Genomic DNA, 23943 nt, shown 5'->3' on the forward strand with positions numbered 1-23943 from the left:
TTCGCGGTTCTGTTAGTTCCCGTGGCCACGGTACTGATTGCTGCGCAGATACTGATTGAAGGTTTCGAACTCGGCCAAATACATTTTGCGCAACAAGCCGGGCGATAGCAGCCGCTCGATCAAGCCCATCAGGCCGGGCTTGGCTTCGGCGCGCGTGTGCAAGGTCAGTTTCGAGCGATTTTCGCCATTGGGTGTGACGGTAAAGGTTGTGATAATTCCCGAATCGTAATCGGTTTCGACCAAAACGCTGCCCGGGCTTGGCTCGGTTACATGCATGCGCATGGTCTGTTTGCGCCCAAAAGCCTCAGTTTCGGTTACAAAAATTGTGCCTTTGCCAATGCCACCTTGCTCGACCGTGAGGCTTTTAAAATATTTTTTTGGCACAATATGCGGATGCCCATCGCGATAATCGGCAATAATTTGATACACCGTCTCGGCTGGGGCCTCAATATCTCCGCTAATTTCAAAGATCAGTGGTTTCATATGTGCGAGCTCCTCGCTAAAATACGATTAAATCGTCAGCACAGATCACTTTTATCATCAACAATGATTAACGGTCAGCGATTGTGCGATCTGTAACAAATGGTTTGACTGCTATTCTACGGCGAAATATGGTACGATACTAGCTACTAAAGACCGACATTGATTGTGTGCAGCCGCACAAAGGAGTTGCGATGCAAATTATCCAAGCGGGCTTGGATGAACTTGAGCGCCTTGTGCCATTATTCGATGGCTATCGCCAATTTTACCGTCAAGCCAGCGATTGTGCTGCCGCGCGCGTTTTCTTGCACGATCGGCTGAGCAAGAGTGAATCGATCATCTTTTTGGCGCAAACTCCTGAAGCAGGCTTAGGCTTTTGTCAACTGTACCCTAGTTTTTCCTCGGTTTCAATGCGGCGAATTTGGATTTTGAACGATCTGTTTGTGGCTGAGCATGCGCGAGGTCAAGGTGTGGCTTCGGGCTTGCTGAATGCTGCGCGCGATTGGGCGATTAGCACCAAGAGCAAGGGCCTCGTGCTCGAAACCGAAGTGACGAATGTGCAGGCGCAACGGCTCTACGAGCAGCATGGCTGGCAAAAAACTGTTGATGAATATTTCTATTCATTGAGTGTTTAAGCGCGCTCAATCGTTTGCAAATCAACCAGAAATTGAAAACGGCTATGGTACAATAGCTCCATTGACTCGCAACGATGCGGGTCAATCCTCATTGTGGAGGAATTGAACTCACCATGGTAGAAAAGTCTATGCCAACGATTGATGACATTTATGCTGCGGCCAATGTTTTAGGCCCAATTATCACCCAAACTCCACTCTTGCCAGCTGAACAACTGAGCCAAGAACTTGGCGGCCAAATTATTTATAAAGCTGAAAATACCCAACGCGCCGGGTCATTCAAAGTGCGCGGTGCCTATACCAAAATCAATTCGCTCTCGGCTGAAGAAAAAGCCCACGGTGTCATTACGCACTCAGCAGGCAATCATGCCCAAGGTGTGGCCTTGGCTGCCCAATTAAATGGGATCAAAGCCACCGTGGTAATGCCCGAGTTTGCGCCATTGGCCAAAATTACCTCAGCCCAGCGCATGGGCGCAGAAGTAATTTTGCATGGAGCATCATTTGACGATGCTGGCGCGCATGCCCGCGAATTGCAAGCCAAAACTGGCGCGACCTATGTCCATGCCTTTGATGATCCGTTTACGATTGCTGGTCAAGGCACACTTGGCCTAGAACTTGCCGATATGTTGCCTGACCAAGGTGGCACGGTGGTTGTGCCAATTGGCGGCGGCGGAATGATGGCTGGGATTGCACTGGCCTTGCGTTCGCTGCGCCCCAATGTGCGCTTAATCGGGGTTCAGGCGGCTGGCTGCCCTTCGATGATCGCCTCGCAACAAGCAGGCAAGCCCGTGGCTGTGCCGCATGCAGCGACAATCTGCGATGGGATTGCGGTCAAACGACCAGGTGAATTGACACTGCCGATTATCACTCAATTGGTTGACGATATTGTGACCGTTGATGATGATGCTGCGGCGCGTGCTTTAGTCCATGTGTTGCAATATAGCCGCATGGTTGTTGAAGGCGCGGGCGCGGTTGGCGTGGCGGCACTGCTCGAAGGCGCAATTCGCTTGCGCCCAAATGAACCAACCTTGGTGGTGCTGAGCGGTGGCAACATCGATGGCAACTTCTTGGCACGGATTATTGAACAAGTTTTGGTCAAACAAGGACGCTATTTGCGGGTGCGCACCAGCGTTCCTGATCGTCCGGGAAATCTTGCTCCCGTGGTGAATGCGATTGCCCAAGCTGGCGCGAATGTGATCGACATCAACCATCGGCGGGCGGTTTGGCAACTGCCGCTTGATCGGGTGGGAATTGAGATGATTCTCGAAGTGCGCGATGAAGCGCATGGCCAATCTATCATTGACATGTTGGAAACACACGGCTATCACATCGAGCGTTTTGGCCAACGTGTGTGGCCGGTGTAATCGATGGTTGATGCGCTTCGCATGAACTGTCTACGGTAGGGCTTATGCCAATTCGAATGATTGCAACCGATATTGACCTTACCCTGCTTGATGACCGCGGCCAATTGCCCCCGACCAATATCGAGGCGTTGGCCTTAGCTGCTCGTCAAGGGATTCGCGTGGTTTTAGCCACTGCCCGCCGCCGTGAAGCTGCCCAAGAAATTGCCCAGCGTTTGCATATTCCAACTGCGCTCGTTTGCCATAATGGCGCACGGGTTTGGGATGAACGTGGGCGTGAGATTGCTCACCACACGATTGATTTAGAGTTGGCTCAGCGGATTGCCGCCATGGCCGATAAGCGTAGCCTGCCGATTGTATTTACGATTGATGAAACCAATTTCGTTACGGCGCAAGCCGCGAATTTAGTTGGTTCGCGCACCGTATCTACGCCAGTTTCGTCACTCGAATTGATCGTGCGGTTGGCTCCGACGCGGATTTTGTGCCATGGCGAGTTGGCAACCCGCGCCGTTGATGAAATTTTGGGCCGCAACTCGCAATTAAAGCAATTTCGCTATTTGCGCAGCAGCGGCGAGGTCTATTCAACCGTCATTTCACATAACGATGCTACCAAAGAACGCGCTTTGGAACATCTCTGCACAACTTGGGGCATTCAACAAAGCGAAGTGCTGGCCATTGGCGATGCTGATGCTGATGTGGGGATGTTGCGCTGGGCTGGAGTTGGGGTTTCATTAACTGGCAGTATGCAGCAAGCAATCGAGGCCGCCGATTGGGTTGCACCCTCGGCGCGCTTTGGTGGGGTTGCGGTTGCGGTGCATCGCTATGTGTTGCAACATCAAAATGTCCGTTCCTAAGGTAAGGATTTATGCAAAAGTTATTAATTGGTTCGAATAATGCCCATAAAGTTGGCGAGTTAAGGGCAATTTTCAGTGGACTGCCGTTCGAATTGTTGACCTTGGCTGATGCAGGCATCGATTATGAGGTTGAGGAAACTGGCACAACCTTTGTTGAAAACGCGCTGCTGAAGGCCGAAACCTATGCCCAAATGAGTGGCTTGCCAACTTTGGCCGATGATTCTGGACTCGAAGTTGCGGCGCTCGATGGCAAACCTGGCATCTACACCGCACGTTGGGCCTTGCCCGACCAAACCAATCCGCATCGGGCCTATGCACGAGTGTTGGAAGAACTGAAGGGCAAGCCCTTTCACGATCGAATTGCGCGCTTTGTGTGTGTAATTGCGATTGCATGGCCCGGCCAGTCAACCGAGGTTGTCGAGGGGATTTTGCCCGGCGTGATTGCCGAAGAGCCACGTGGAGTCGGCGGCTTTGGCTATGATCCGGTGTTTTATCTCTTGGATTACGATAAGCATTTGGCTGAACTTGACCCTGAGGAAAAGAACCGCATTAGCCATCGTGGCCAAGCCTGTGCGCTGGCCCGCGAGGTCTTGGAGCGGCTAGCCAAATAAGCATTTGAACCACGAAGGACACGAAGAGCACGAAGAATGAATTCTTCAATCCCCAAGCTCTTTGAATCCTTCGTGGTTTTGTTTTTAAATCGTGGCTATGGGCTATAGGCTTTTGGCCAAAATAATCATTCGTGCTCTTCGTGCTCTTCGTGGTTCAAAATAGCTTCGCGCTCTCGTTTTTAACATTAAACCACAAAGGACACGAAACCTAATGCTTCGTGCCCTTCGTGCCCTTCGTGGATCAACAATCCATTTATGTTCTATGCTCTATGCTCTAAACCGCCACTTCCTCTTCGCGGCGGAATTGGCTCATATACAGATCGTAGTATGCGCCGCGTTGGGCTAGCAGTTCGGTATGCGTGCCACGCTCGATCACTGCGCCATCTTTGAGCATCAGCACCAAGTCGGCGTTGCGAATGGTGCTCAGACGGTGGGCAATTACAAAGCTGGTTCGGCCTTGCAGCAAGCTATCGAAGGCCTGTTGAATTAAACGTTCGGTACGAGTATCGACGCTCGATGTCGCTTCATCCAAAATCAAAATTCTGGGATTCGCCAGCGCTGCCCGAGCAATCGCGATCAGTTGGCGTTGGCCTTGGCTCAAGCCGCCGCCACGTTCGCCAAGCACTGTTTGATAGCCATTGGCCAAGCGTTCGATAAAGTCGTGGGCCGAAGCCAACTTGGCTGCTGCAATCACTTCTTCGTCGCTGGCATCAAGCCGACCATAACGAATGTTGTTCATGACTGTATCGGAGAACAAGAACGAATCTTGCAGCACAATGCCAATTTGGCGGCGCAAGCTGGCTGCCGTCACATCGCGCACATCAATCCCATCGATCTTGACAGCGCCGCTGGTTACATCGTAGAAGCGAGGCAGCAAGTTGATGATTGTGGTTTTGCCTGCGCCAGTTGGGCCTACAATTGCCACGGTCTGGCCTGGCTTAGCGCTAAAGCTCACGCCGCGCAAAACTGGCTGGCCTTTGGTATATTCAGCTTTGGCATCGATCAACTCGACTTTGCCAACGATTTCGGGCATTTCGCGGGCATCAGGTTTGTCGGTGACATCGGGCATTTCATCGAGCAAGTTGAAAATGCGCTCGCCGCCAGCGATTGCATTTTGCACGTTAGTCCACATCACGGCAATTTGCTGAATTGGTTGGTTGAAGCGTTGGACATATTGCAAAAAGGCAAAAACCAAGCCCAACGAAATTGCGCTTGAGCCAAATAATGGTTGGTCGCGCAGCACTGAAAGCCCGCCAACCACCACGACAATCGCAATTGCCACATAGCCCAACGCTTCGAGCACAGGGTTGAGCGCGCTGGTGAAGGTCGCTGCCCGCACGTTGGCATCGCGATTAGCAGCATTGGTACGCACAAATTGGGCGATGCTTTCTTCTTCACGATTGAAGGCCTGCACTTCGCGTGCGCCAGCGATGCTTTCTTGCAAGCCAGCGTTGACGCTCCCCATTTGTTGGCGAGTTTTGCGGAAGGCTTTGCGCGCTTGACCAGAGAAGTAGAAGGTTGCAATCGCCATAAATGGCACAACACTTAAACTCAATAAGGCATATTGCAGATTTTCCTGCATCATCTTGATTGCGACCCAGCCAATCAGCAAGATCCCGCCAAGCACGTTGAGCAAGGCAAAACCAAGCATCTGCTGAATCGTATCGGTATCGCTGGTGATGCGGCTCATAATATTGCCAGCTTCGTTGCGGGTGTAGAAGCCCAACGACAAGCGATGAATTTGGGCAAACAGATCTTCGCGCATTTGGCGCAAGGCGTGTTGGCCCGACCAGTTCATGGCATAAAACGCCATGCCCTGCAAAATCGAAGCGCCGATGAAGATGCCACACAACAGCAACACCAAACTGCCAAGTCCGCTCAAACGATCGGCACTGCTGATTTCAGTGGTAATTGTGTCGAACCAGCAAGCACTTGGATTGGGCAACAAATAGCAATCGATCGATTGGCCAATCAAATCGGGCGTTGCTACCTGCGCCCACGTGCCAATGATGATAAACACAATGGCCAAGGCAAAGCCAAACCATTTTTTGCGAAAGTAATGGCCAAAGCGTGCCAGCGTCGCGCCCAAGCGTTGCGGTTTTTCGGTTTCGGCTTCTAATAAGTGGCGAGGGCCGCCTAATCCACCCATCATAGCGCTAGGCCTCCTCAACGCTTGAGGCTTCAAGCGCTGCAATGTCGGCATCGCCGACCAGTTGAGAATTGTAAATTTCGGCGTACACGGGGCTGGTTTCCATTAATTCTTCATGGTTGCCACGCGCCACGACTTGGCCTTTTTCCAGCACCAAGATTTGGTCGGCATTCAGCACCGTGCTAATCCGTTGGGCAATCACGACGCTGGTGCGGCCTTGCATCAATTGGTCAAGTGCCTTTTGGATGCGATATTCGGTCATCAAGTCGACGCTGCTGGTCGAATCATCCAAAATCAGCAAGCGTGGATTAAGCAACAAGGCCCGGGCAATCGCAATCCGTTGTTTTTGACCACCAGACAAGGTTGTGCCGCGTTCGCCGACCGAGGTATCGTAGCCTTGGGCAAAGGTCATAATAAAATCGTGGGCCGAAGCAGCTTTGGCCGCAGCCTCAACTTCTTCGATCGTCGCCTCAGGCCGCCCAAAAGCGATGTTATCGCGAATTGAGCCGCTAAATAGATTGGTTTCTTGCAGCACAATCCCAATCTGCGAGCGCAAACTATCGAGTTTTACATCGCGAATATCATAACCATCGATCAGCACCGCGCCTTCGCTGACATCGTAGAAGCGTGGCAACAAGTTGATGATCGTCGATTTGCCGCTGCCCGTTGCGCCGAGCAAGGCGATGGTTTGGCCTGGTTTGGCCTCAAAGCTGACATCACGTAACACTGGATCGCTGCTGCCAAAGTAGCGAAACGTCACATTGCGAAATTCAACTGTGCCTTCAATTGCTGGCAATTCTGTGGCATCAGGTTTGTCGGTAATTTCGCTCTTGGCATCGAGAATTTCGAAAATGCGGGTGGCCGAAGCTCCAGCCTGCGCCATCAGCGAGATGATAAAACCAAGCTGACCCAAGGGAAAAAACACATAAACCAAATACAAGCTAAATTTTTGGTATTCGCCCAAATCGAGCGTGCCGCCTAAGATTTGGCGACCGCCAAAATAGAGAATCCCCGCTTGGCCAAGCTGAGCCACCAAGAAGATCACCGGAAACAAAAATGAGAAAACGCGGCTAATGCGCAGTTGTTGCGCCATCAAATCAGTTGCGGCTACATCAAAGCGTTTGGCTTCAAATGGCTCGCGCGTAAACGCTTTGACAACTTTGATGCCAGCCAGGTTTTCTTGCAAAACCGTGTTGAGCGCCGAAAGTTTGCGTTGCACAACCCCAAACAGCGGTTGGCTGACCTTGCCAAAGATCATAAACATAACCATGGCGACAGGCAGCAAGGGCACAACGACCAGCGCAAGCTGCCAATTGGTGAAGAACAAAATCACCAACGCGCCAACTAAGAGCAACAACGCTTGGGCAGTTAAAATTAAACCTTGGGCGATGAAGGTTCGCACTTTCTCCACATCGTCGGTGGCGCGAATCATCAATTGGCCAGTTTGATTTTGGTCGTAATAAGAAAACGATAAGCGTTGCACGCGGGCAAAAATCTGATTGCGCAGATCAAAGGCCACGCCTTGCGAGGTTTTTTCGGCCATATAGGCTTGCACAAACGAGAAAATGCCACGGATAAAGGCGAAGGCCACAATAATCAAGGCAGCATTGATCAACAACGATTCGCCATTGGTTTGAGCAAGCCGTAGTTGCTCGATCGTTGTGCCAGCTTGTTGGGCTGCGCCAGCTTGCATTGGCTCAGGCACTTGCTTGAAAATGATTCGCGCAATCGAGCCATCGGTTACCGCGTCGATCATGTTTTGCACCAACTGCGGCACTGCCAATTGGGCCAAGGTTGCGAGCGCTAAGGCCACATAGGCCAGAATTGCCGATGTACGTTGGGCACCAAGGTAGGCGATCGCACGACCAAGCCCCCCCGATCCACCGCCAGCTTTCTGTCCACGCTGTGCTTGGGGTTTTCCCATTTGTGCTTGCACGTTGCACATCCTTACAATTTCAATTAGTTAGTTGAACTAACAAATTGTACGCCAAGTTTTTAAAAGATCAATCATACTCTAGTACGAGAAGAGGTATTGATCCACGAAGAGCACCAAGAGCGCGAAGGCTGGAAACCGCGAAGCGCACGAAGATCGCGAAGTTGGGTTTTTAGCCACAGATTGACACAGATTATTTTGATTAGGCTATGGACTTTTGGCTATAGGCTATCGGATTCATCCCTCATCCTTCATCTCTCATAATTTCGCGCCTCTGCGCCTCTGCGTTAAAAATTGATCCACGAAGCGCACGAAGGCTAGAAACCACGAATGTTTATTTTTTTGCTTTCTGACTTTTGACTTTTGACTTAGCATTTCATCCCTCATCCCTCATACTTCATCCTTTATTTCTCTGTTCTATGCTCTCTGTTCTATGCGCTTAATCTCATCTATTTTCTGCGGCGGGCTTGCACTATAATAGAGGTGTGAGGTGTGTTGTGCATCACTGATAGGATTACGCCGATGGGAATTCCACGCCATATTCCACTTCCAGTTACACCGCTGCTTGGTCGCATTCAGGAAATGGCTCAGCTTGAGCAACTTTTGCCCGATCCCACAATTCGTTTGGTTACTTTGGCCGGGCCTGGTGGCGCAGGCAAAACCCGCTTAGCGCTCGAAGCAGGCCGCACCGTCTGCGAGCAGTTTGCCGATGGCGCGTTATTTGTCAGTTTGGCACATGTCTACGATGTTGATTTAGTGTTGCCGACCCTCGCCCAAGCTTTCAATATTAGTCGGCTGGGCAACCAATCGCTCTTGGCTAGCGTTGGGGCGTGGTTGGCCGAACAAGAATTATTGTTGATTTTAGATAATTTGGAACAGGTGATTGATGTTACCTCGTTGTTGGTGCAATTATTGGCCTTGGCTCCCAAATTAACTATTTTGGCTACGAGCCGCGAGGTGCTAAATGTTCAGGGCGAATATCGCTTGCCCGTGCCGCCGCTGAGCCTGCCACCGAGCAGCCAGCCTATGGCGATTGAACAATTAAGCGAATTTAGCGCCACCCGCCTGTTTATCGAACGCGCCAAAGCAGCCCGCCCGCACATTCCGCTGAATGCCAATGATGCGCAAAGTATCGCCACCATTTGCCAACGCCTCGATGGCCTGCCCTTGGCGATTGAATTAGTCGCGGCCTATACCAAGGTTTTTACGCCGCAAGAATTATTAAATCGTTTCAGTTATAGCCTTGATGTGCCCGTGGGCGGCGCGCGTGATCTGCCCAACCGCCAGCAAACCCTGCGTCAATGCATCGATTGGAGCTACCAACGCCTGACTGCTGAGGAACAAACGGTTTTTTGCTATCTCAGCGTGCTAGTGAGCAGTTGGACAATGGCTGCCGTCGAGCAGATGTGCGCTGGCCAAGCCAATGTGGTCGCCACCGTTTTAGCCTTGGTCAACAAAAGCTTGGTGGTCGAGCAAACAACTCACGATGGTCAAACCCGTTTTACGATGTTGCAAACGATCGCCGAATTTGCCCGTGAGCAAGCGGTGCTGCGCGAGGATTTTCAGACGATCTGTCAACGCCATGCGCGTTATTATTTGCAGATGGTTGCCCAAGCAGCGCCCCATTTGCGCGATCAGCAACAAGCTCATTGGTTGCGCCAACTCGATGCAGAACAGGGCAATATTTACGCCGCCTTGCAATGGACGCTTGATCATGCGGTGGCTGAATCGATCGAACTGTTTCCGGCAATTAATTTGTGGATTACCTATCGCCGCCGTCATGGCGATGTTTGGTGGATCGAGCGCATGCTTGAGGCCAGCAGCACAATTCGCTCTGGCGCACGAGTTGAAACGCTCTCGACCGCTGGCTGGTTCATTCTCAATCAAGGCTTGTTTGCTCAGGCAGAAACCATTTTTGAACAAGCCCTGAGCCTCGCCCGCGCTTTGCAAATTCCCATGAGCATTGGCTTGGCGCTGCATGGCGTTGGCGAAATTGCCTATCATCGTGGCGATTATGCCCAAGCCATCACGCTCTACGAAGAAAGTGTGCAGATTTTCGAGCAGCTTGATGATCATAATGAGTTGGCTTGGTCACTTGATCATTTGGGGCGGGCCTGTATTCAGCAAGGCCAATGGAAACGCGCAGCCTTGCTTTTTGCCCGGGCGCATCAGCTTTTCTCGCGCTTGGGCCATTTGTGGGGCGATGCCTTTGCGCTCAATCACTGCGGTATCGTCGCCGCCGCCCAGCAAGATTATGATCAAGCGCAGCGGTTTATCGAAGCCAGCATTGCGATTGCTGAACAATTGCACGACCCATGGCATCGTGCCGAGGGCTTGCATCAATTAGGCTTGATTGCGCTCGCTCGTCAGCAGCCCGATCAAGCATTAACCTCGCTCTACGAGAGCTTTAATTTGCGCCGCCAACATCAATTATTACCGATGATCGCCAGTTCGTTGGAAGCTTTGGCGCGGGTTGCCCAAGCCCAACAACATTGGTCGTGGGCAGTGCAATTGAGCAGCCGCGCCGATACGCTGCGCTTGCAAAGCGGCGAGCCAATGCCAGCCACCGAGCAGCGCATTCAACAACACTTATTGGATGAAGCCAAACGTTTGCTTGGCGAGCAGCATTATCAACACGATTGGGAGCAAGGCCAACAACTTGAACTTGATATGGTGACTTTGCGCCAGCCAACGACCCAACATCCCACGCCGTTGCTGACCAAACGCGAACACGAATTGCTCACATTAATCGCTCAAGGCAAAAGTAATAGCGAAATTGCACTCGAATTGGTGCTTAGCCCGTTTACGGTCAACAACCATTTGCGGGCAATTTATCGCAAATTGGGCGTTTCGACTCGTAGTGCGGCAGCCTATATTGCCCGCGAACGGGGCTTGCTCGAAAGCCTCGAACCACGAGTCTAGGCCCGATCGGCAACTGGCTGTTCTCGGATTATAATAGGGCTTGAACCAGTTACGAGCCTATTTGAGGATAGCAATGCGAGTATTACTTGTTGGAGCCGGCGGACGTGAACATGCCTTGGCATGGAAAATCGCCCAATCGCCTTTATGCGAACACCTGTGGATCGTCCCTGGGAATCCCGGCACGGCAACGCTTGGTACAAATGTCGATTTAGCCGCAGACGATGCTGCGGGAATTGTGGGTTTAGCCACCCGCGAACAGATAGATTTAGTGGTTGTTGGGCCAGAAGCGCCCTTGGTCGAAGGCTTGGGCGAAGTCTGCGATGCCGTCGATTTGGCGATGTTTGGGCCGTCGTCTGAGGCGGCCCAGCTTGAGGGCAGCAAAGCCTTCGCCAAAATGATTATGCTTGAAGCTGGCGTGCCAACCGCTGCCGCGCATACCTTCGATGATCCCGCCGCTGCAATTGCCTTTGTTGAAGCTGGGCAACAAGCGTGGGTCGTCAAAGCTGATGGTTTGGCTGCTGGCAAGGGCGTAATCGTACCTGCTGCTGGCGATGTCGCCGCCACGATCAGCGCGATTCGAGAATTGGCCGCGACCAACGCAGGCAATCGTTTGGTGCTCGAAGAATTATTAACTGGCCCCGAAGTGTCGCTGTTGGCCTTGTGCGATGGCGAACGCGCGCTACCGCTGATCGCTGCCCAAGACCACAAGCGCATCGGCGATAACGACACTGGCGGCAACACTGGTGGCATGGGTTCATATGCGCCAGCCCCAATTTTGCCCTATGCCGAGGCTCAAGCCTTGGTCGATGTGATTTTTACTCCAGTGCTGCGCACCATGGCCGCGCGCAATATTCCCTATCGTGGCGTGTTGTATGCTGGCTTGATGCTCACGCCGAGCGGCGTAAAAGTTATCGAATTTAATGCCCGCTTTGGCGACCCCGAAACCCAAGCCCTGCTGCCCTTGCTCAAAAGCGATTTGCTCGAACTGCTGCACAAAGTTGCTACCAGCAATTTGGCCGATGTCATGATCGAGTGGCACGACGGCGCGGCGGTGTGTGTGGTGCTTTCCGCTGAAGGCTACCCCGCCAAACCCCGCACTGGCGACGTGATCACTGGCTTGGAGCGCTTGCCGAGCGATGTTTTGGCCTTTCACGCTGGAACGGCGACCAACACCCAAGGCGAGTTGGTGACCGCAGGCGGGCGCGTTTTGGGCATCACCGCAGTTGCGCCAACATTGCGCGAAGCCCGCGATAAAGCCTACGCCGCGAGCAAATTGGTGCAATTTGCAGGCAAATATCAGCGCAGCGACATTGCGGCACGGGGGTTAGCAGAATGATGCGGCTTGCCGTGATGGTATCGGGCAGTGGCTCGAATTTACAAGCCTTGATTGATGCCCAAAAAGCGCAACAACTCAACGCTACGATCAATGTGGTCATTTGCGACCAGCCCAAAGCCCAAGCAATCAGCCGCACCTTGGCCGCCCGCATTCCTGTGATTTGCGTGCCATTGGCTAAAAAAGCTAGCCGCGAGCAATGGGCTGAGCAAATTAGCCAATTATTGGCGGCTTTTACTCCCGATTTGATTGTGATGGCGGGCTGGATGAAGGTCATGCCAGCAGCGTTTGTTGAGCGCTGGACTCCCAACATTATTAATCAACACCCAGCTTTGTTGCCCGACGATGGCGGCGAATTCTACACCCTCAGCGATGGCCGCCAAATTCCAGCCATTCGTGGGGCGCATGCGGTGCGCGATGCCCTGGACTTGGGCGTGCCAGTCACTGGTTGCACCGTGCACCAAATTACGCCAATCGTTGATGTTGGCCCAGTTTTGGCCAAAGCTGAGGTTGCTGTTTTGCCCAACGACGATCAAGCCAGTTTGCATGAACGCATCAAACAAGCTGAACGGCGTATTTTAGTTGACGTAATTAATAATTTGGCTCAAACCGTTGCCTAAATTCTGCCCTAGCCGTAGCGATTGCATTCTCAACCTGCTACGGCTAGCGCTATTCTGTGGGAGATCTGTCAATGACGACAACAGCAGAAAAAATCGCTGAGTTGCGGCGACGACGTGAACAAGCAGCAACCACTGATCCCAAGGCTGCCGAAAAGCAACATGCGCGTGGCAAATTAACTGCCCGCGAGCGGATAGAGTGCTTGCTTGATCCCGATTCGTTTGTGGAACTCGATGCTTTGGCGGTTCACCGTTCGACCGCCTTCGGGCTAGAAAACAAGCGGATTCTCGGCGATGGCGTAATTACTGGCCATGGCACGATCGACGGTCGCCAAGTTTGTGTGTTTTCGCAAGATTTCACGGTGCTTGGTGGCTCGTTGGGCGAAGTATTTGCCGAAAAAATCGTCAAAGTGATGGATTTGGCAATGCGCATGGGCGTGCCGCTGATTGGCATCAACGATAGCGGCGGCGCACGCATCCAAGAGGGTGTTGTCGCGCTTGGTGGCTACGCCGAAATTTTCTATCGCAATGTTGTGGCTTCGGGCGTAATTCCGCAGCTTTCGATTATTGCAGGGCCATGTGCTGGCGGCGCGGTCTATTCGCCTGCCATGACCGACTTCATTTTGATGGTCAAAGGCTCCTCGCAGATGTTCATCACTGGCCCAGACGTGATTAAAACGGTGACTGGCGAGGAAGTGACCCAAGAGCAATTGGGCGGCGCGATGACCCACAACAGCAAATCCGGGGTTGCCCATTTTGCTGCTGATGATGAAGATGAATGTTTCGAGCAATTGCGCACCCTGCTTTCCTTCCTGCCGCTGAATAATATGGATGATGCGCCAGTTATCGAGCCAAGCGATGATCCTGAGCGTATGGATGACGCGCTGCAAAGCATTATTCCCGATCAGCCCAAAAAGCCCTACGATATGAAAGCCGTGATCGAATTAATTGTTGATGATGGCTTTTTCTTCGAGGTGCAGCCACATTTTGCGCCCAATTTGGTGATTGGCTTTGCACGGCTTGATGGCATGCCCGTGGGCATTGTTGGCAATCAGCCAGCCGCATTAGCCGGAACTCTCGATATTGATTCGTCCGTCAAGGGTGCACGCTTTGTACGCTTTTGCGATGCCTTCAATATTCCGTTGATCACCTTTGTGGATGTGCCTGGTTTCTTGCCTGGCATCAATCAAGAGTATGGTGGAATTATTCGCCATGGCGCGAAACTGTTGTATGCCTATTGCGAAGCAACCGTGCCCAAGCTGACCGTGATTACCCGCAAGGCCTATGGCGGCGCATACGATGTGATGGCCTCGAAGCATATTCGCGCCGATTTTAACTTTGCTTGGCCAACCGCCGAAATTGCTGTGATGGGCGCAAGCGGCGCGGTTTCGATCATCTTCCGTAAAGAGATTGCCGAATCAGCAGATCCAGTGGCGACCAATGCCGAGCTGATTCACAATTATGAAGAACGCTTTGCCAACCCCTACATTGCAGCCGAACGCGGCTATGTTGATTCGGTGATCGAGCCACGCGAAACCCGCCCAGCCTTGATCAAAGCGCTGCGTTTATCGCGCACCAAGCGCCAAAGCCTGCCCCCGCGCAAACATGGCAATATGCCGTTGTAGTGTAGAAACAGGGGCTAGGGGTCAGGGGCCAGAGTTTAAGTTTACAACCATGAAGGGCACGAACATGATGCTTCGTGTCCTTTGGGCTTTAAATTTGAGCCACGAAGCACCGAAACCACGACCAACGCGAAGATTAATTTTTTTGCCACAGATTGGCACAGATTTTTAGGATTATGTTTGTGCCAGCCCATAGCTGTACTGGTTCATTGGATTAGCAACCATGTCCCCTCACCCCAGCCCCCTCTCCCACGCAGCGGGCGAGGGGCTTTAATCGCGTGGTTCTGCCGCACTGCGCGGTGAAAACGGGTGCTCCCCCTCGCCCGCGTTTTCGTGGGAGAGGGGGCTGGGGGGTGAGGGAACGATCCTTGTTGCCAATGCAATGAACTAATACATATAGGATATAGGCTATCGGAACAATTGCTGCTAGTTCAACGCCATCTACGCTAGCCAAGAGCCAGATTTTTAGCCACAGATTGCCACAGATATATTTGATTATATTCTGCTATACCACATATGCTTGAATTCCATCAATAAACTTTCGCCAGCCCATAGCCAAAAGCCATCGCTTCTCTGCGTTAAATTTCATCCCTCGCTTATGTTCTATGCTCTATGTTCTATGTTCTGTTCTTCTTCTCTATCCTTAATCTTTCGTGTATTGACTTTCTTTGAATGACGAGTATATTTATGACTGATGAGTCATTAAAATACTGATGAGTCGAAAATCATCAAGCATAGCGTAAGAAGTAGGCAAATATGGCAGCGAATCAAGCAAGCGATCATTCTCAGCAGCTGGTACGTCCCTTAAAAGAGCGGCAGCGCGAGCAGCGCGAGGCCATGATTTTGGCGGCGGCGCATGCGGTCTTTCTTGCCAAGGGCTATCACGAGGCTTCGATTGACGAGATTGCAGGCCAAGTTGGCATCTCCAAAGGTGTAATCTATCAACATTTTGCTAGCAAAGAGGATTTAGTTGAGGCCCTGATTGCCCAACAAATTAGCGATTTTCTGGCGATGCTTGATCGTGTGTTGCAAGCGCCTAGCTCGGTTTGCGCACGCTTGGAGCAGATTTTGGCCTATGCCTATGCTGGCTTGAACAGCCAACACAGCGGGGTTCTGCTCGAACTGCATCATCGGATTGGCTTACCCAACGCAGTGATTGAAAAACGCCCTCAGCTTCAAGCCCAAGTTGTCCAGGCCACGAACCGCCTGAGTAGCTTATTTGACGAGGGCAAAGCCAGCGGCGAACTCAATGCCCAGATTCCAACGCCAATTATGGTGGCCACATTTATTGGCTTGTTATCGTTGCGTGGCTACGAGCAATTAATCGCCAGCAACCAATTCAGCCCTGCCGACTTGATTCCGCATATTAGCCAGATCTTCTTTCGCGGCACCGTTACTACAAGCAGTTAACGCCATTTTTTTGCTATCGAATAAGCAAGGAGCTTTCTATGACGCAACAACAAGCGCACATATATGCTGATGATTCAATTGCCCAAATTTTTCAACCAAGCTCAATTGAAAATCCGTATCCGTTGTTTGCCGAGCTGCGCGCCAAAGCCGCAGTTGTGGCAGTACCCTCGCCCTATGAATTTATCAAAGCCGATGCATGGCTGATAACCCGTTATGCAGAAGCAGTGCAGGTGTTAAAAGATAGCCGCTTTACGGTCGATGCGACCATTCTCAACCCTGGGGCTGGCGTATTTGGCCAAACTGCCGCTGACGGAGCAGAAGATCGCAGTTTCTTGGGCGCAAAATCGATGGTCAGTGCTGATGGAGCCGAGCACTCGCGCTTGCGCAGCTTAGTTGCCAAGGCCTTTACGCCGCGTTATATCGAACAGTTACGCCCGCGCATCCAAGAGCTAGCCGACGAATTGCTTGATCAGGTGCAGGCCCAAGGCTCGATGGATTTGGTGCACGATTATGCTTATCCACTGCCAATTAATGTCATCTCCGAGATGCTGGGTGTGCCAGCTGATGAGCGCGACCAGATGCGTTTGTGGTCGGATGCGCTGACCAGCCATAGCCCAGAAAGCCAAGTCCAATTACGTGAATTTGCCATGTATGTGCAAACGCTAATCGCCGATAAACGCCGCAATCCGCAGGATGATTTGATTAGCAAATTGGTCGAGTTGGAAGCAACTGGCGATGCACTCAGCGAATCAGAATTATTGGCAACTGCTGGCTTGCTGATTTTCGCAGGCCACGAAACAACCTCGAATTTATTGAGCATTGGCTCGTTGATGTTGCTTGATCATCCCGCGCAACGTGTTCGTTTGCAAGCAGACCCAAGCTTAATTCCGGCGGCGGTTGAAGAATTATTACGCTTCAATGGGCCAATTTTCAGCCCCGCCCCACGCTTTGCGCTCGAAGATTTGGAGCTGGCAGGCCAGCAGATTCGGCGTGGCGATTTGGTCTTGGTGGCGCTTGGCTCAGCCAATCACGATGAAAGTGTGTTCGAAAACCCCGAAGAATTAGATATTGCACGCCAAATTAGTCGCCAACTGGCGTTTGGTCATGGCGTGCATTTCTGTTTGGGTGCGCCGCTGGCCCGCTTAGAAGGCGAAATTGCCTTTACTACCTTATTGCAACGGATGCCCAATTTGCGTTTAGCCGTGCCGCGTGAGCAAATCGCTTGGCGCGATAACATCAATTTACGTGGTCTCAAAGCCCTACCAGTAAACTTCTAGCTCGCTGTTACTATCAATTTTTCATGCTACCTACAGGAGTTGATCGATGCGTTTACACGATAGAGTTGTGGTGATTACGGGAGCCGCCTCCGGGATGGGCTTGGCGATGGCAACTCGTTTTGCCGCCGAAGGAGCCAAATTGGTGCTTGGCGATTGGAATGCTGAGCGGCTTGAAGCGGCGCTTGCCACAATTCAAGCTACTGGTGCGGCAGTGGTTGGTGCCCAAGGCAATATTGCCGAGCAAGCGAGCGCCGAAGCTTTGGTTGATTTAGCCATCAGCACCTATGGCCACATCGATGTGCTTTGCAACAATGCTGGCGTGATGGATTCGATGCAAGGCATCGCTGAGGTTTCCGACGAAACTTGGCGACGGGTGCTGAGCATCAACCTTGAAGGCCCGATGTTTACCAGTCGGCAAGCACTTAAATATATGCTGGTGCGTGGCAGTGGGGCGATTGTCAATGTTGCATCAACCGCAGGAATTCATGGCGGCTCGGCGGGTGCGGCCTACACAGCCTCGAAACATTCCTTGGTTGGGCTAACGCGCAACACAGCGTGGATCTACGCTAAGCGCAATATTCGCTGTAACGCAATTTGCCCGGGCGCTACTAAAACCAACATCGTCGAATCGATGAATCGCAGCACAATTGACCCAACCGATGCGGCGCGGGTGAGTGAGTTTACTGCGCTTGCCCCAGCCTATCTCGAACCAACCGACATTGCCAATTTAGCCTTGTTTTTGGCCTCAGACGAGTCGCACCAAATCAACGGCGCGATTATTCCCGCCGATGCAGGCTGGGCTGCTGTTTAATTAATTGATGGGTTAACGTGATGAAACACCAAGCCCGCAGTGCTGAGTAGGGCAGCGCTGCGGGCTTGGTGCTGGCGATTAATTACAAATTGCCACGTTTGGCTTGTTCGCGTTCAATCGCTTCAAAGAGGGCTTTAAAGTTGCCTGCGCCAAAGCCACGGCTGCCCTTGCGTTGAATAATCTCGTAGAACACTGTTGGGCGGTCGCCAACTGGTTTGGTGAAGATTTGCAAGAGATAGCCTTCGTCGTCGCGATCGACCAAAATACCCAGTTCTTGTAAGGTATTGTAGTCTTCGTCGATATGGCCGACGCGGCCTGCCAACGCTGAGTAATAGGTATCTGGCGTGCGCAAAAATTCTACGCCATTATCGCGTAAATGCTTGACAGTTTGAATGATGTCAGGCGTGATCAAGGCAATGTGCTGCGCACCTGGGCCACAATAATAATCGAGATATTCGTCGATTTGCGATTTTTTGCGGCCTTCTGCTGGCTCATTGATTGGGAATTTAATCCGGCCTGTGCCGTTTTGAACGACTTTCGACATCAAGGCGCTATATTCAGTTGAAATATCGTCGTCGGTAAATTGTTGCAATTGGCTAAAGCCGAGGATGCGGGCATAGAAATTGACCCATTCATCCATTTTGCCAAGCTCGACGTTACCCACAATATGGTCAACCGCTGCCAAGCCAGTTGATTCCGACTTTGGTGGATTTTTGACTTTGTTGTAGCCAGGCATAAACGTGCCAGTGTAGCCGTCGCGCTCAATAAATGAGTGGACTGTATCCCCGTAGGTGCGAATCGTAGCTTTGACGACTTTGCCCCATTTGCTTTCCAAGACGGTTGGCTCAAGCACAGCGGTTGCGCCACGGGCCAAGGCTGCTTCAAACGCCGAAGTCGCATTTTCAACTTCGAGCGCAATATCTTTTACGCCATCGCCGTGCAATTTCACATGCTCGGCAATTGGCGAATCGGGATTAAGCGCGCCAGTCAAGACCAAGCGAATATTGCGTTGTTGCATGACAAACGAAACGCGGTCGCGGCTGCCAGTTTCTAAGCCTGCATAAGCAACTGGCGTAAAACCAAAGGCCGTCCGATAGTAATGAGCTGCTTGACGCGCATTACCAACATACATCTCGACATAATCGATGCCACGTAATGCTAAAGGATCAGTCGTAGTGGTAGTTTCTTGTTCTGCCATCGTCATTGATAGGCTCCTTCTGATGAAAACGCCGCAACAATTACTCGCTATAGGGCTGAGCTTGCGCCCAGAATGCCTCGAACGCTACCCGCAGGGTTTGCGCTAGCGATGGGTGATTCAAACATAACGCTGTGATCGATGGTCGCCCCGTGATGGGATCTTGCAGTGAAAGCAAGGCCACCCGACCATCAAATAAATTCATTTTAATTGGTAGTTGTGGCACGAACCGTAATTCTTGGCCAAGGCTACGAAATTGGGCCAACACTGGCCGCAATTGCTCATCTTCCAAGGCGCTCAGTTCATACAAAGCCCGGTATTGCACACCGCGCGAGCGTGGTTCGCGCACTTCGGCCACATTTTCCTCTAGGCTAGAAACGAGTGGCCGTTTGAAACAGGCCAAAATTTCGTGGTCGGCTTGTTGGGCCAAGGTCCAAGCACGGGCGCTAATCTGGCGCGGGTCAAGCAAAACATCAATATAATCCAACGGATTATCTTCGTTGCTGCCTTCGGTGTAGATTGGCTGCATGGTAGCGACAAGGCTTTGGGCGATGGTTTGGGCATCGGCCAATTCGCGTTCCATCACGCTGCGTCGCTCGGCAAGTAGGGCTGGCAAGGCTTGTTCTGGGGCAACCGCGACAAAGGTGCGGCGTGGCCCCATCCGTTCATGGGCTAGGCCTTTGCTGGACAACGATTGCAACACATCGTAGATCCGCTGGCGCGGAATGCTGGTATGGGTTGCGAGCTGCGCCGCCGAGAACGATTGCCGACCAAGTAGCCCCAAATAGGCCGTTGATTCATAGCGACTTAAGCCTAAATCACTGAGTTGATCAATGAGAGATTCATCGTGCATTGGTGTCACCACTGCCTAGTGGTGCTATTGTAGCGAGTTGTCGAATGCTTGTCAATCATGCGCAAAGGCCACAGTCAGCACCGAAGTTTGATTAAGCATGGGATCGTTACCAAGGTAGGATTGGCGCGATCCACATAACCAAATTGTACTACGCCGTGTGATTCGCAAAAATGCTGGCTGATTCATGGCCAAATTATTAAACGAAAACCCCTCTTCCAGCAAACGGAAGAGGGGCGCTGATTCGTTTAACTTTTCAGGTGTTTAGTGGTTGACCCATGAATAGGTATAGCTTGGTTCTTCGAGGCTTAAGGCTTCTTTGGTCAGGTACAGTGGCTTGAAGGTATCAACCATCACCGCTAATTCTTCGGTCGCTGCCTTGCCAATCGAGCCTTCGACCGTGCCTGGATGTGGCCCGTGCGGCATTCCCGATGGGTGCAAGGTGATCGAGCCAAGATCAACGCCACGTCTTGACATAAAATTGCCTTCGACATAATACAGCACTTCATCGCTCTCGACATTTGAGTGATTGTATGGTGCTGGAATCGCCTCAGGATGATAATCGAACATGCGTGGCACAAACGAACAGACCACAAAATTTGGCCCGCTGAAGGTTTGATGCACTGGTGGCGGCTGATGCACGCGCCCAGTAATTGGCTCGAAATCTTCGATATTGAAGGCAAATGGATAGAGATAGCCATCCCAGCCAACCACATCAAATGGATGATGATCAAGCACATGCTTGGTCATACGTCCATGGGCACGCACATGGACGGCAAACTCGCCTTTTTCATCGTGAGGCGTAAGCTCCATCGGAACCCGAATATCGCGCTCGCAGAACGGAGCATGCTCCAGCAATTGGCCATGTTCGTTGCGATAGCGGTTGGGCGTGGTGATTTCGCCCACGGTTTCGAGCACTAGCATTTTGGTTGGCGTGCCGTTGGTGTTGACCCGATAGGTTGTGCCAATCGGAATTACCAAATAATCGCCACGGCGATAGGGAATATTGCCGAAAATCGTTTCGAGCACACCCTCGCCTTCGTGAATGAAGAGCATTTCATCGCCTTCGCCATTGCGATAGAAATAGCTTTGGGGCTCGGTTGGGTGCACAATTCCCATACGCACATCATTATTAACTAACAACATCCGACGGCCACCGATGGGATCGCCGCCTGGTTTATGGGCAAAGGTTTTGAGGTGGCGATGGCGCAGCGCTCCATCTGGCTCCAACTCAATTGCGGTTGAACCGAGATCTTCGACCTTGAGAATCGCAGTTGGGGGATAATGGTGATATAACAGGGCTTCGACCCCGCTAAATCCCTTGGTTCCCATCAACTGTTCCGAATACAACGAACCATCTGGCTTGCGAAATTGGGTATGGCGCTTGTGTGGAATGTTGCCAAGTTTGTGGTAGAAGGGCATCTTCGACCTCCCGCAAAAATGAAAACGACAAGACCAATTCAGCCCTACTTCTGTATTGGCCAGCATGTTGATTATAATCCAAATTGCTAAGTTGGGTAAATGAGAACATAGAACATAGAACATAGGTGTACTGATACATCAGGTTAACCATCGCCTGATCCCCTCACCCCAACCCCTCTCCCACGGCGCGGGCGAGGGGCTTTAACCGCGTGGTTCTCCCGCAATTCCTTGGCGAACAATGGTCGGCTCCCCCTCGCCCGCGTTTAGTGGGAGAGGGGGTTGGGGGGTGAGGGGACATGGTTGCCAACCGAATGAACCAGTACACATAGGAATTAGCGATCAACCTATTGATTCACAAAGTACAAGTTTTTAGCCACGAATTTCACGAATTATGCGTCTATTAATAAAATTAGTGTCTGCCCCCTGACTTCCGATCTCCGATTCCCAATCCCTGGCCCCATTTTAGCTTTTGCCTTCTGACTTTTGCCTTTTGAATTTGACTTCATCCTTGTTAACAACTTGCTCATCAAAAGCGGTTGACGCTACTAGGTAACTCAAGTAAGATTCAATCGCGGCTTGCGTAGCCGTACACCACTATCCACGGGAGATCTTTATGGATTTTAGCAGTTTGGCGTGGCTTGCGGTTATTCCCGCTTTAGGCTTTTTAGTTGTTGTTCATGAGCTAGGCCACTATTGGGTTGGCCGCAAAATGGGCATTAAGATCGAAGAATTTGGCATTGGGTTACCGCCACGCGCCAAAGTGTTGTTCGTGCGTAAGGGCATTCCGTTTACGCTCAACTGGCTGCCACTTGGCGGTTTTGTGCGCTTTGCTGGCGAAGAAGGTGGCTTCGACGACCCTGATAGCCTTGCCTCTGCGCCACCACGCCGCCGGATTCCAGTGATGGCAGCTGGCGTGATTGCGAATGTGATTACGGCAATCATTATGTTTGCAATCATTTTTGCAATTTGGGGCTACCCAAATCTTGATAAAGTGATGGTTGCTTCAACCGACGAATTTGCTTCGAAAGCAGGCTTTGTAGTTGAAGATGTATTTGTGTCGATCAATGGCTCGCCAATTAGCACCGATGAACAAGTACGGCAATTGGTCGAAACCAGTGCTGGCAAGCCCGTTAGTGTGGTTGTACAACGCGATGGTGTCGAACAAACCTTGAGCGTTACGCCCCAATATAGTGCCGAAGCGCAACGCTACCGTTTTGGCGTTGGTTTGGGCAATCCGCGCGAATCAGTTAACATTTTTCAAGCAATCGTCAATGGTTTTACCTATAGTTTTCGCTTGCTTGGCGAAATGTTTATGGGTTTTGCGATGCTGATCGGCGGTTTGCTGGGCACGAATCCAGCGCCTGAAGGCGGCTTAGCTGGCCCAGTCGGCATTGCTCGCTTAACTGGGCAAGTTGCGCGCTCAGGCTTGCGCGATTATCTGAATTTTACGGCCTTGTTGAGTTTGAACTTGGCCTTGATCAACATTCTGCCAATTCCAGCGCTTGATGGTAGCCGAATTATTTTTGCTTTGATTGAAGCCATTCGACGCAAAAAAATTCCGCCCGAACGCGAAGCTGTGGTGCATGCAATTGGGATGATGATGTTGCTTGGTTTAATGCTGTTAGTGACGGTTTCCGACGTGCGCAATATCATTAGTGGCGAGCCAGCGATTACCATGCCGCCAACGCCAACGCCAATCGTTAGGCCGTAAGCCGATGCCAGCGCGTAAGCCGATTATCCGCGCCAGCGAGCTTGGCGAATATGATTTTTGTGCCAGAGCTTGGTGGCTGCGACGTGAATGCGGCTGGCAAGGACGATTTCCTGAACGTTTAGCTCAAGGCGAAGTGGCCCATCAACGCCATGGCCGAGACCTTCAACAAAGCCAATGGTTGCGTACTGTAGCCATTGGTTTGTTGTTGCTAGCAGCCTTAGCCTTGGTATTCGCATGATTTGGCTCGCGATTATTTTGGGCTTGCTTGGCCTGTGGCTGTGGCGACGAAGCAATACGTTGCGCGCCAGCACTGGCCTGCCCTGGCGCACGGTGGTCTATCACGATACAACGCGGCGTGAATTGAGCAAGCCCTTATTTTCGGCTCGTTATCAATTAACTGGTAAGCCCGATTATGTGTTGGCCGATGGCAAGGCCTTGATTCCGGTTGAGGTCAAGCCGCAGCGCCAAGCAACTAGCCCACGCCAAGGCGATATATTGCAACTGGCGGCCTATTGCTTGTTGCTTGAAGAAGCAACTGGGGTTGCTCCGCGCTATGGCTTGTTGCGCTACGCCCAGCATACCTTTCAGGTCGATTGGACTGATCACCTCTATCAGGCCTTGATCGAAACGCTTGACATGATGCGCGCTGATCTGACGCTAACGGAGGTTGACCGTTCGCACGAAGAACCATGGCGCTGTAACGCCTGCGGATTTGGCGACCGCTGCACAGATGCGCTAGAATATGACTAGCAC

Annotated in this window: 20 protein-coding genes; 14 read left to right on the forward strand and 6 right to left on the reverse strand. The window is 51.7% G+C overall.

Annotated elements, in window-relative coordinates; all coding sequences use genetic code 11:
• Positions 1 to 12: 12 nt before the first annotated feature.
• Positions 13 to 483: an SRPBCC family protein gene (locus ACFMKP_RS04690; protein WP_382289519.1), complete on the reverse strand. Its 471-nt coding sequence runs from the start codon at positions 481 to 483 to the stop codon at positions 13 to 15.
• Positions 484 to 674: 191 nt separating this feature from the next.
• Here ACFMKP_RS04690 and ACFMKP_RS04695 point away from each other — a divergent pair, with 191 nt between their 5' ends.
• The 4 genes from ACFMKP_RS04695 to rdgB all read left to right on the forward strand — a co-directional run bounded on the left by ACFMKP_RS04695 (position 675) and on the right by rdgB (position 3938).
• Positions 675 to 1115: a GNAT family N-acetyltransferase gene (locus tag ACFMKP_RS04695; protein WP_382289521.1), complete on the forward strand. Its 441-nt coding sequence runs from the start codon at positions 675 to 677 to the stop codon at positions 1113 to 1115.
• 128 nt (positions 1116 to 1243) lie between these two features.
• The gene (gene ilvA, locus ACFMKP_RS04700) at positions 1244 to 2476 is read left to right on the forward strand and encodes a threonine ammonia-lyase (protein WP_382289523.1); all 1233 of its coding nucleotides are present in this window, start codon (positions 1244 to 1246) and stop codon (positions 2474 to 2476) included.
• A 44-nt stretch (positions 2477 to 2520) separates the two neighbouring features.
• A complete protein-coding gene (locus ACFMKP_RS04705) occupies positions 2521 to 3327 on the forward strand; it encodes an HAD family hydrolase (protein WP_382289524.1) in 807 nt (268 codons plus the stop codon).
• 11 nt (positions 3328 to 3338) lie between these two features.
• On the forward strand, positions 3339 to 3938 hold the full coding sequence (gene rdgB, locus ACFMKP_RS04710) for an RdgB/HAM1 family non-canonical purine NTP pyrophosphatase (protein ID WP_382289526.1): 600 nt from the start codon (positions 3339 to 3341) through the stop codon (positions 3936 to 3938).
• Between the two features lie 274 nt (positions 3939 to 4212).
• Here rdgB and ACFMKP_RS04715 read toward each other — a convergent pair whose 3' ends face one another.
• Positions 4213 to 6090: an ABC transporter ATP-binding protein gene (locus tag ACFMKP_RS04715; RefSeq protein ID WP_382289528.1), complete on the reverse strand. Its 1878-nt coding sequence runs from the start codon at positions 6088 to 6090 to the stop codon at positions 4213 to 4215.
• Positions 6091 to 6094: 4 nt separating this feature from the next.
• Entirely contained in the window at positions 6095 to 8011 is a 1917-nt protein-coding gene (locus tag ACFMKP_RS04720) for an ABC transporter ATP-binding protein (RefSeq protein ID WP_382289624.1), read from the reverse strand.
• Between the two features lie 531 nt (positions 8012 to 8542).
• On the opposite strand from ACFMKP_RS04720, the gene ACFMKP_RS04725 reads away from it, so the two are divergent.
• From ACFMKP_RS04725 to ACFMKP_RS04755, 7 genes are all read left to right on the forward strand, one after another.
• Positions 8543 to 10942, forward strand: a complete 2400-nt coding sequence (locus ACFMKP_RS04725; RefSeq protein ID WP_382289530.1) for a tetratricopeptide repeat protein — start codon at positions 8543 to 8545, stop codon at positions 10940 to 10942.
• Between the two features lie 73 nt (positions 10943 to 11015).
• Complete coding sequence (purD, locus tag ACFMKP_RS04730; protein ID WP_382289532.1) at positions 11016 to 12278, forward strand: phosphoribosylamine--glycine ligase; 1263 nt, start codon at positions 11016 to 11018, stop codon at positions 12276 to 12278.
• Positions 12275 to 12895: a phosphoribosylglycinamide formyltransferase gene (locus ACFMKP_RS04735; protein ID WP_382289534.1), complete on the forward strand. Its 621-nt coding sequence runs from the start codon at positions 12275 to 12277 to the stop codon at positions 12893 to 12895. The genes purD and ACFMKP_RS04735 overlap by 4 nt, the downstream gene beginning before the upstream one ends.
• 71 nt (positions 12896 to 12966) lie before the next feature.
• Positions 12967 to 14517 carry an acyl-CoA carboxylase subunit beta gene (locus ACFMKP_RS04740; RefSeq protein ID WP_382289536.1) on the forward strand — a complete coding sequence of 517 codons (1551 nt, stop codon included), beginning with the start codon at positions 12967 to 12969 and terminating at the stop codon, positions 14515 to 14517.
• 753 nt (positions 14518 to 15270) lie between these two features.
• Positions 15271 to 15924, forward strand: a complete 654-nt coding sequence (locus ACFMKP_RS04745; protein ID WP_382289538.1) for a TetR/AcrR family transcriptional regulator — start codon at positions 15271 to 15273, stop codon at positions 15922 to 15924.
• 38 nt (positions 15925 to 15962) lie between these two features.
• Complete coding sequence (locus ACFMKP_RS04750) at positions 15963 to 17201, forward strand: cytochrome P450 (RefSeq protein ID WP_382289540.1); 1239 nt, start codon at positions 15963 to 15965, stop codon at positions 17199 to 17201.
• A gap of 46 nt (positions 17202 to 17247) precedes the next feature.
• Positions 17248 to 18012 (forward strand): SDR family NAD(P)-dependent oxidoreductase, encoded by a 765-nt coding sequence (locus ACFMKP_RS04755; protein WP_382289542.1) that lies wholly within the window; start codon positions 17248 to 17250, stop codon positions 18010 to 18012.
• An 82-nt stretch (positions 18013 to 18094) separates the two neighbouring features.
• Here ACFMKP_RS04755 and hppD read toward each other — a convergent pair whose 3' ends face one another.
• The 3 genes from hppD to ACFMKP_RS04770 all read right to left on the reverse strand — a co-directional run bounded on the left by hppD (position 18095) and on the right by ACFMKP_RS04770 (position 21479).
• Entirely contained in the window at positions 18095 to 19216 is a 1122-nt protein-coding gene (hppD, locus tag ACFMKP_RS04760) for a 4-hydroxyphenylpyruvate dioxygenase (protein ID WP_382289543.1), read from the reverse strand.
• A 34-nt stretch (positions 19217 to 19250) separates the two neighbouring features.
• Positions 19251 to 20060 carry a TrmB family transcriptional regulator gene (locus ACFMKP_RS04765; protein WP_054533590.1) on the reverse strand — a complete coding sequence of 270 codons (810 nt, stop codon included), beginning with the start codon at positions 20058 to 20060 and terminating at the stop codon, positions 19251 to 19253.
• A 261-nt stretch (positions 20061 to 20321) separates the two neighbouring features.
• The gene (locus ACFMKP_RS04770; protein ID WP_382289545.1) at positions 20322 to 21479 is read right to left on the reverse strand and encodes a homogentisate 1,2-dioxygenase; all 1158 of its coding nucleotides are present in this window, start codon (positions 21477 to 21479) and stop codon (positions 20322 to 20324) included.
• 613 nt (positions 21480 to 22092) lie between these two features.
• On the opposite strand from ACFMKP_RS04770, the gene ACFMKP_RS04775 reads away from it, so the two are divergent.
• Genes ACFMKP_RS04775 through ACFMKP_RS04785 form a run of 3 tightly spaced genes read left to right on the forward strand, consistent with a single transcriptional unit; the run spans position 22093 to position 23940 of the window.
• Positions 22093 to 23190, forward strand: a complete 1098-nt coding sequence (locus ACFMKP_RS04775) for a M50 family metallopeptidase (protein WP_382289547.1) — start codon at positions 22093 to 22095, stop codon at positions 23188 to 23190.
• A gap of 4 nt (positions 23191 to 23194) precedes the next feature.
• On the forward strand, positions 23195 to 23428 hold the full coding sequence (locus tag ACFMKP_RS04780) for a hypothetical protein (protein WP_382289549.1): 234 nt from the start codon (positions 23195 to 23197) through the stop codon (positions 23426 to 23428).
• Positions 23425 to 23940 carry a Dna2/Cas4 domain-containing protein gene (locus ACFMKP_RS04785; RefSeq protein ID WP_382289551.1) on the forward strand — a complete coding sequence of 172 codons (516 nt, stop codon included), beginning with the start codon at positions 23425 to 23427 and terminating at the stop codon, positions 23938 to 23940. The genes ACFMKP_RS04780 and ACFMKP_RS04785 overlap by 4 nt, the downstream gene beginning before the upstream one ends.
• The last annotated feature ends 3 nt before the right edge of the window (positions 23941 to 23943 follow it).

Source organism: Herpetosiphon sp. NSE202, assembly GCF_042688385.1.
In the GTDB taxonomy this organism is placed as follows: domain Bacteria; phylum Chloroflexota; class Chloroflexia; order Chloroflexales; family Herpetosiphonaceae; genus Herpetosiphon.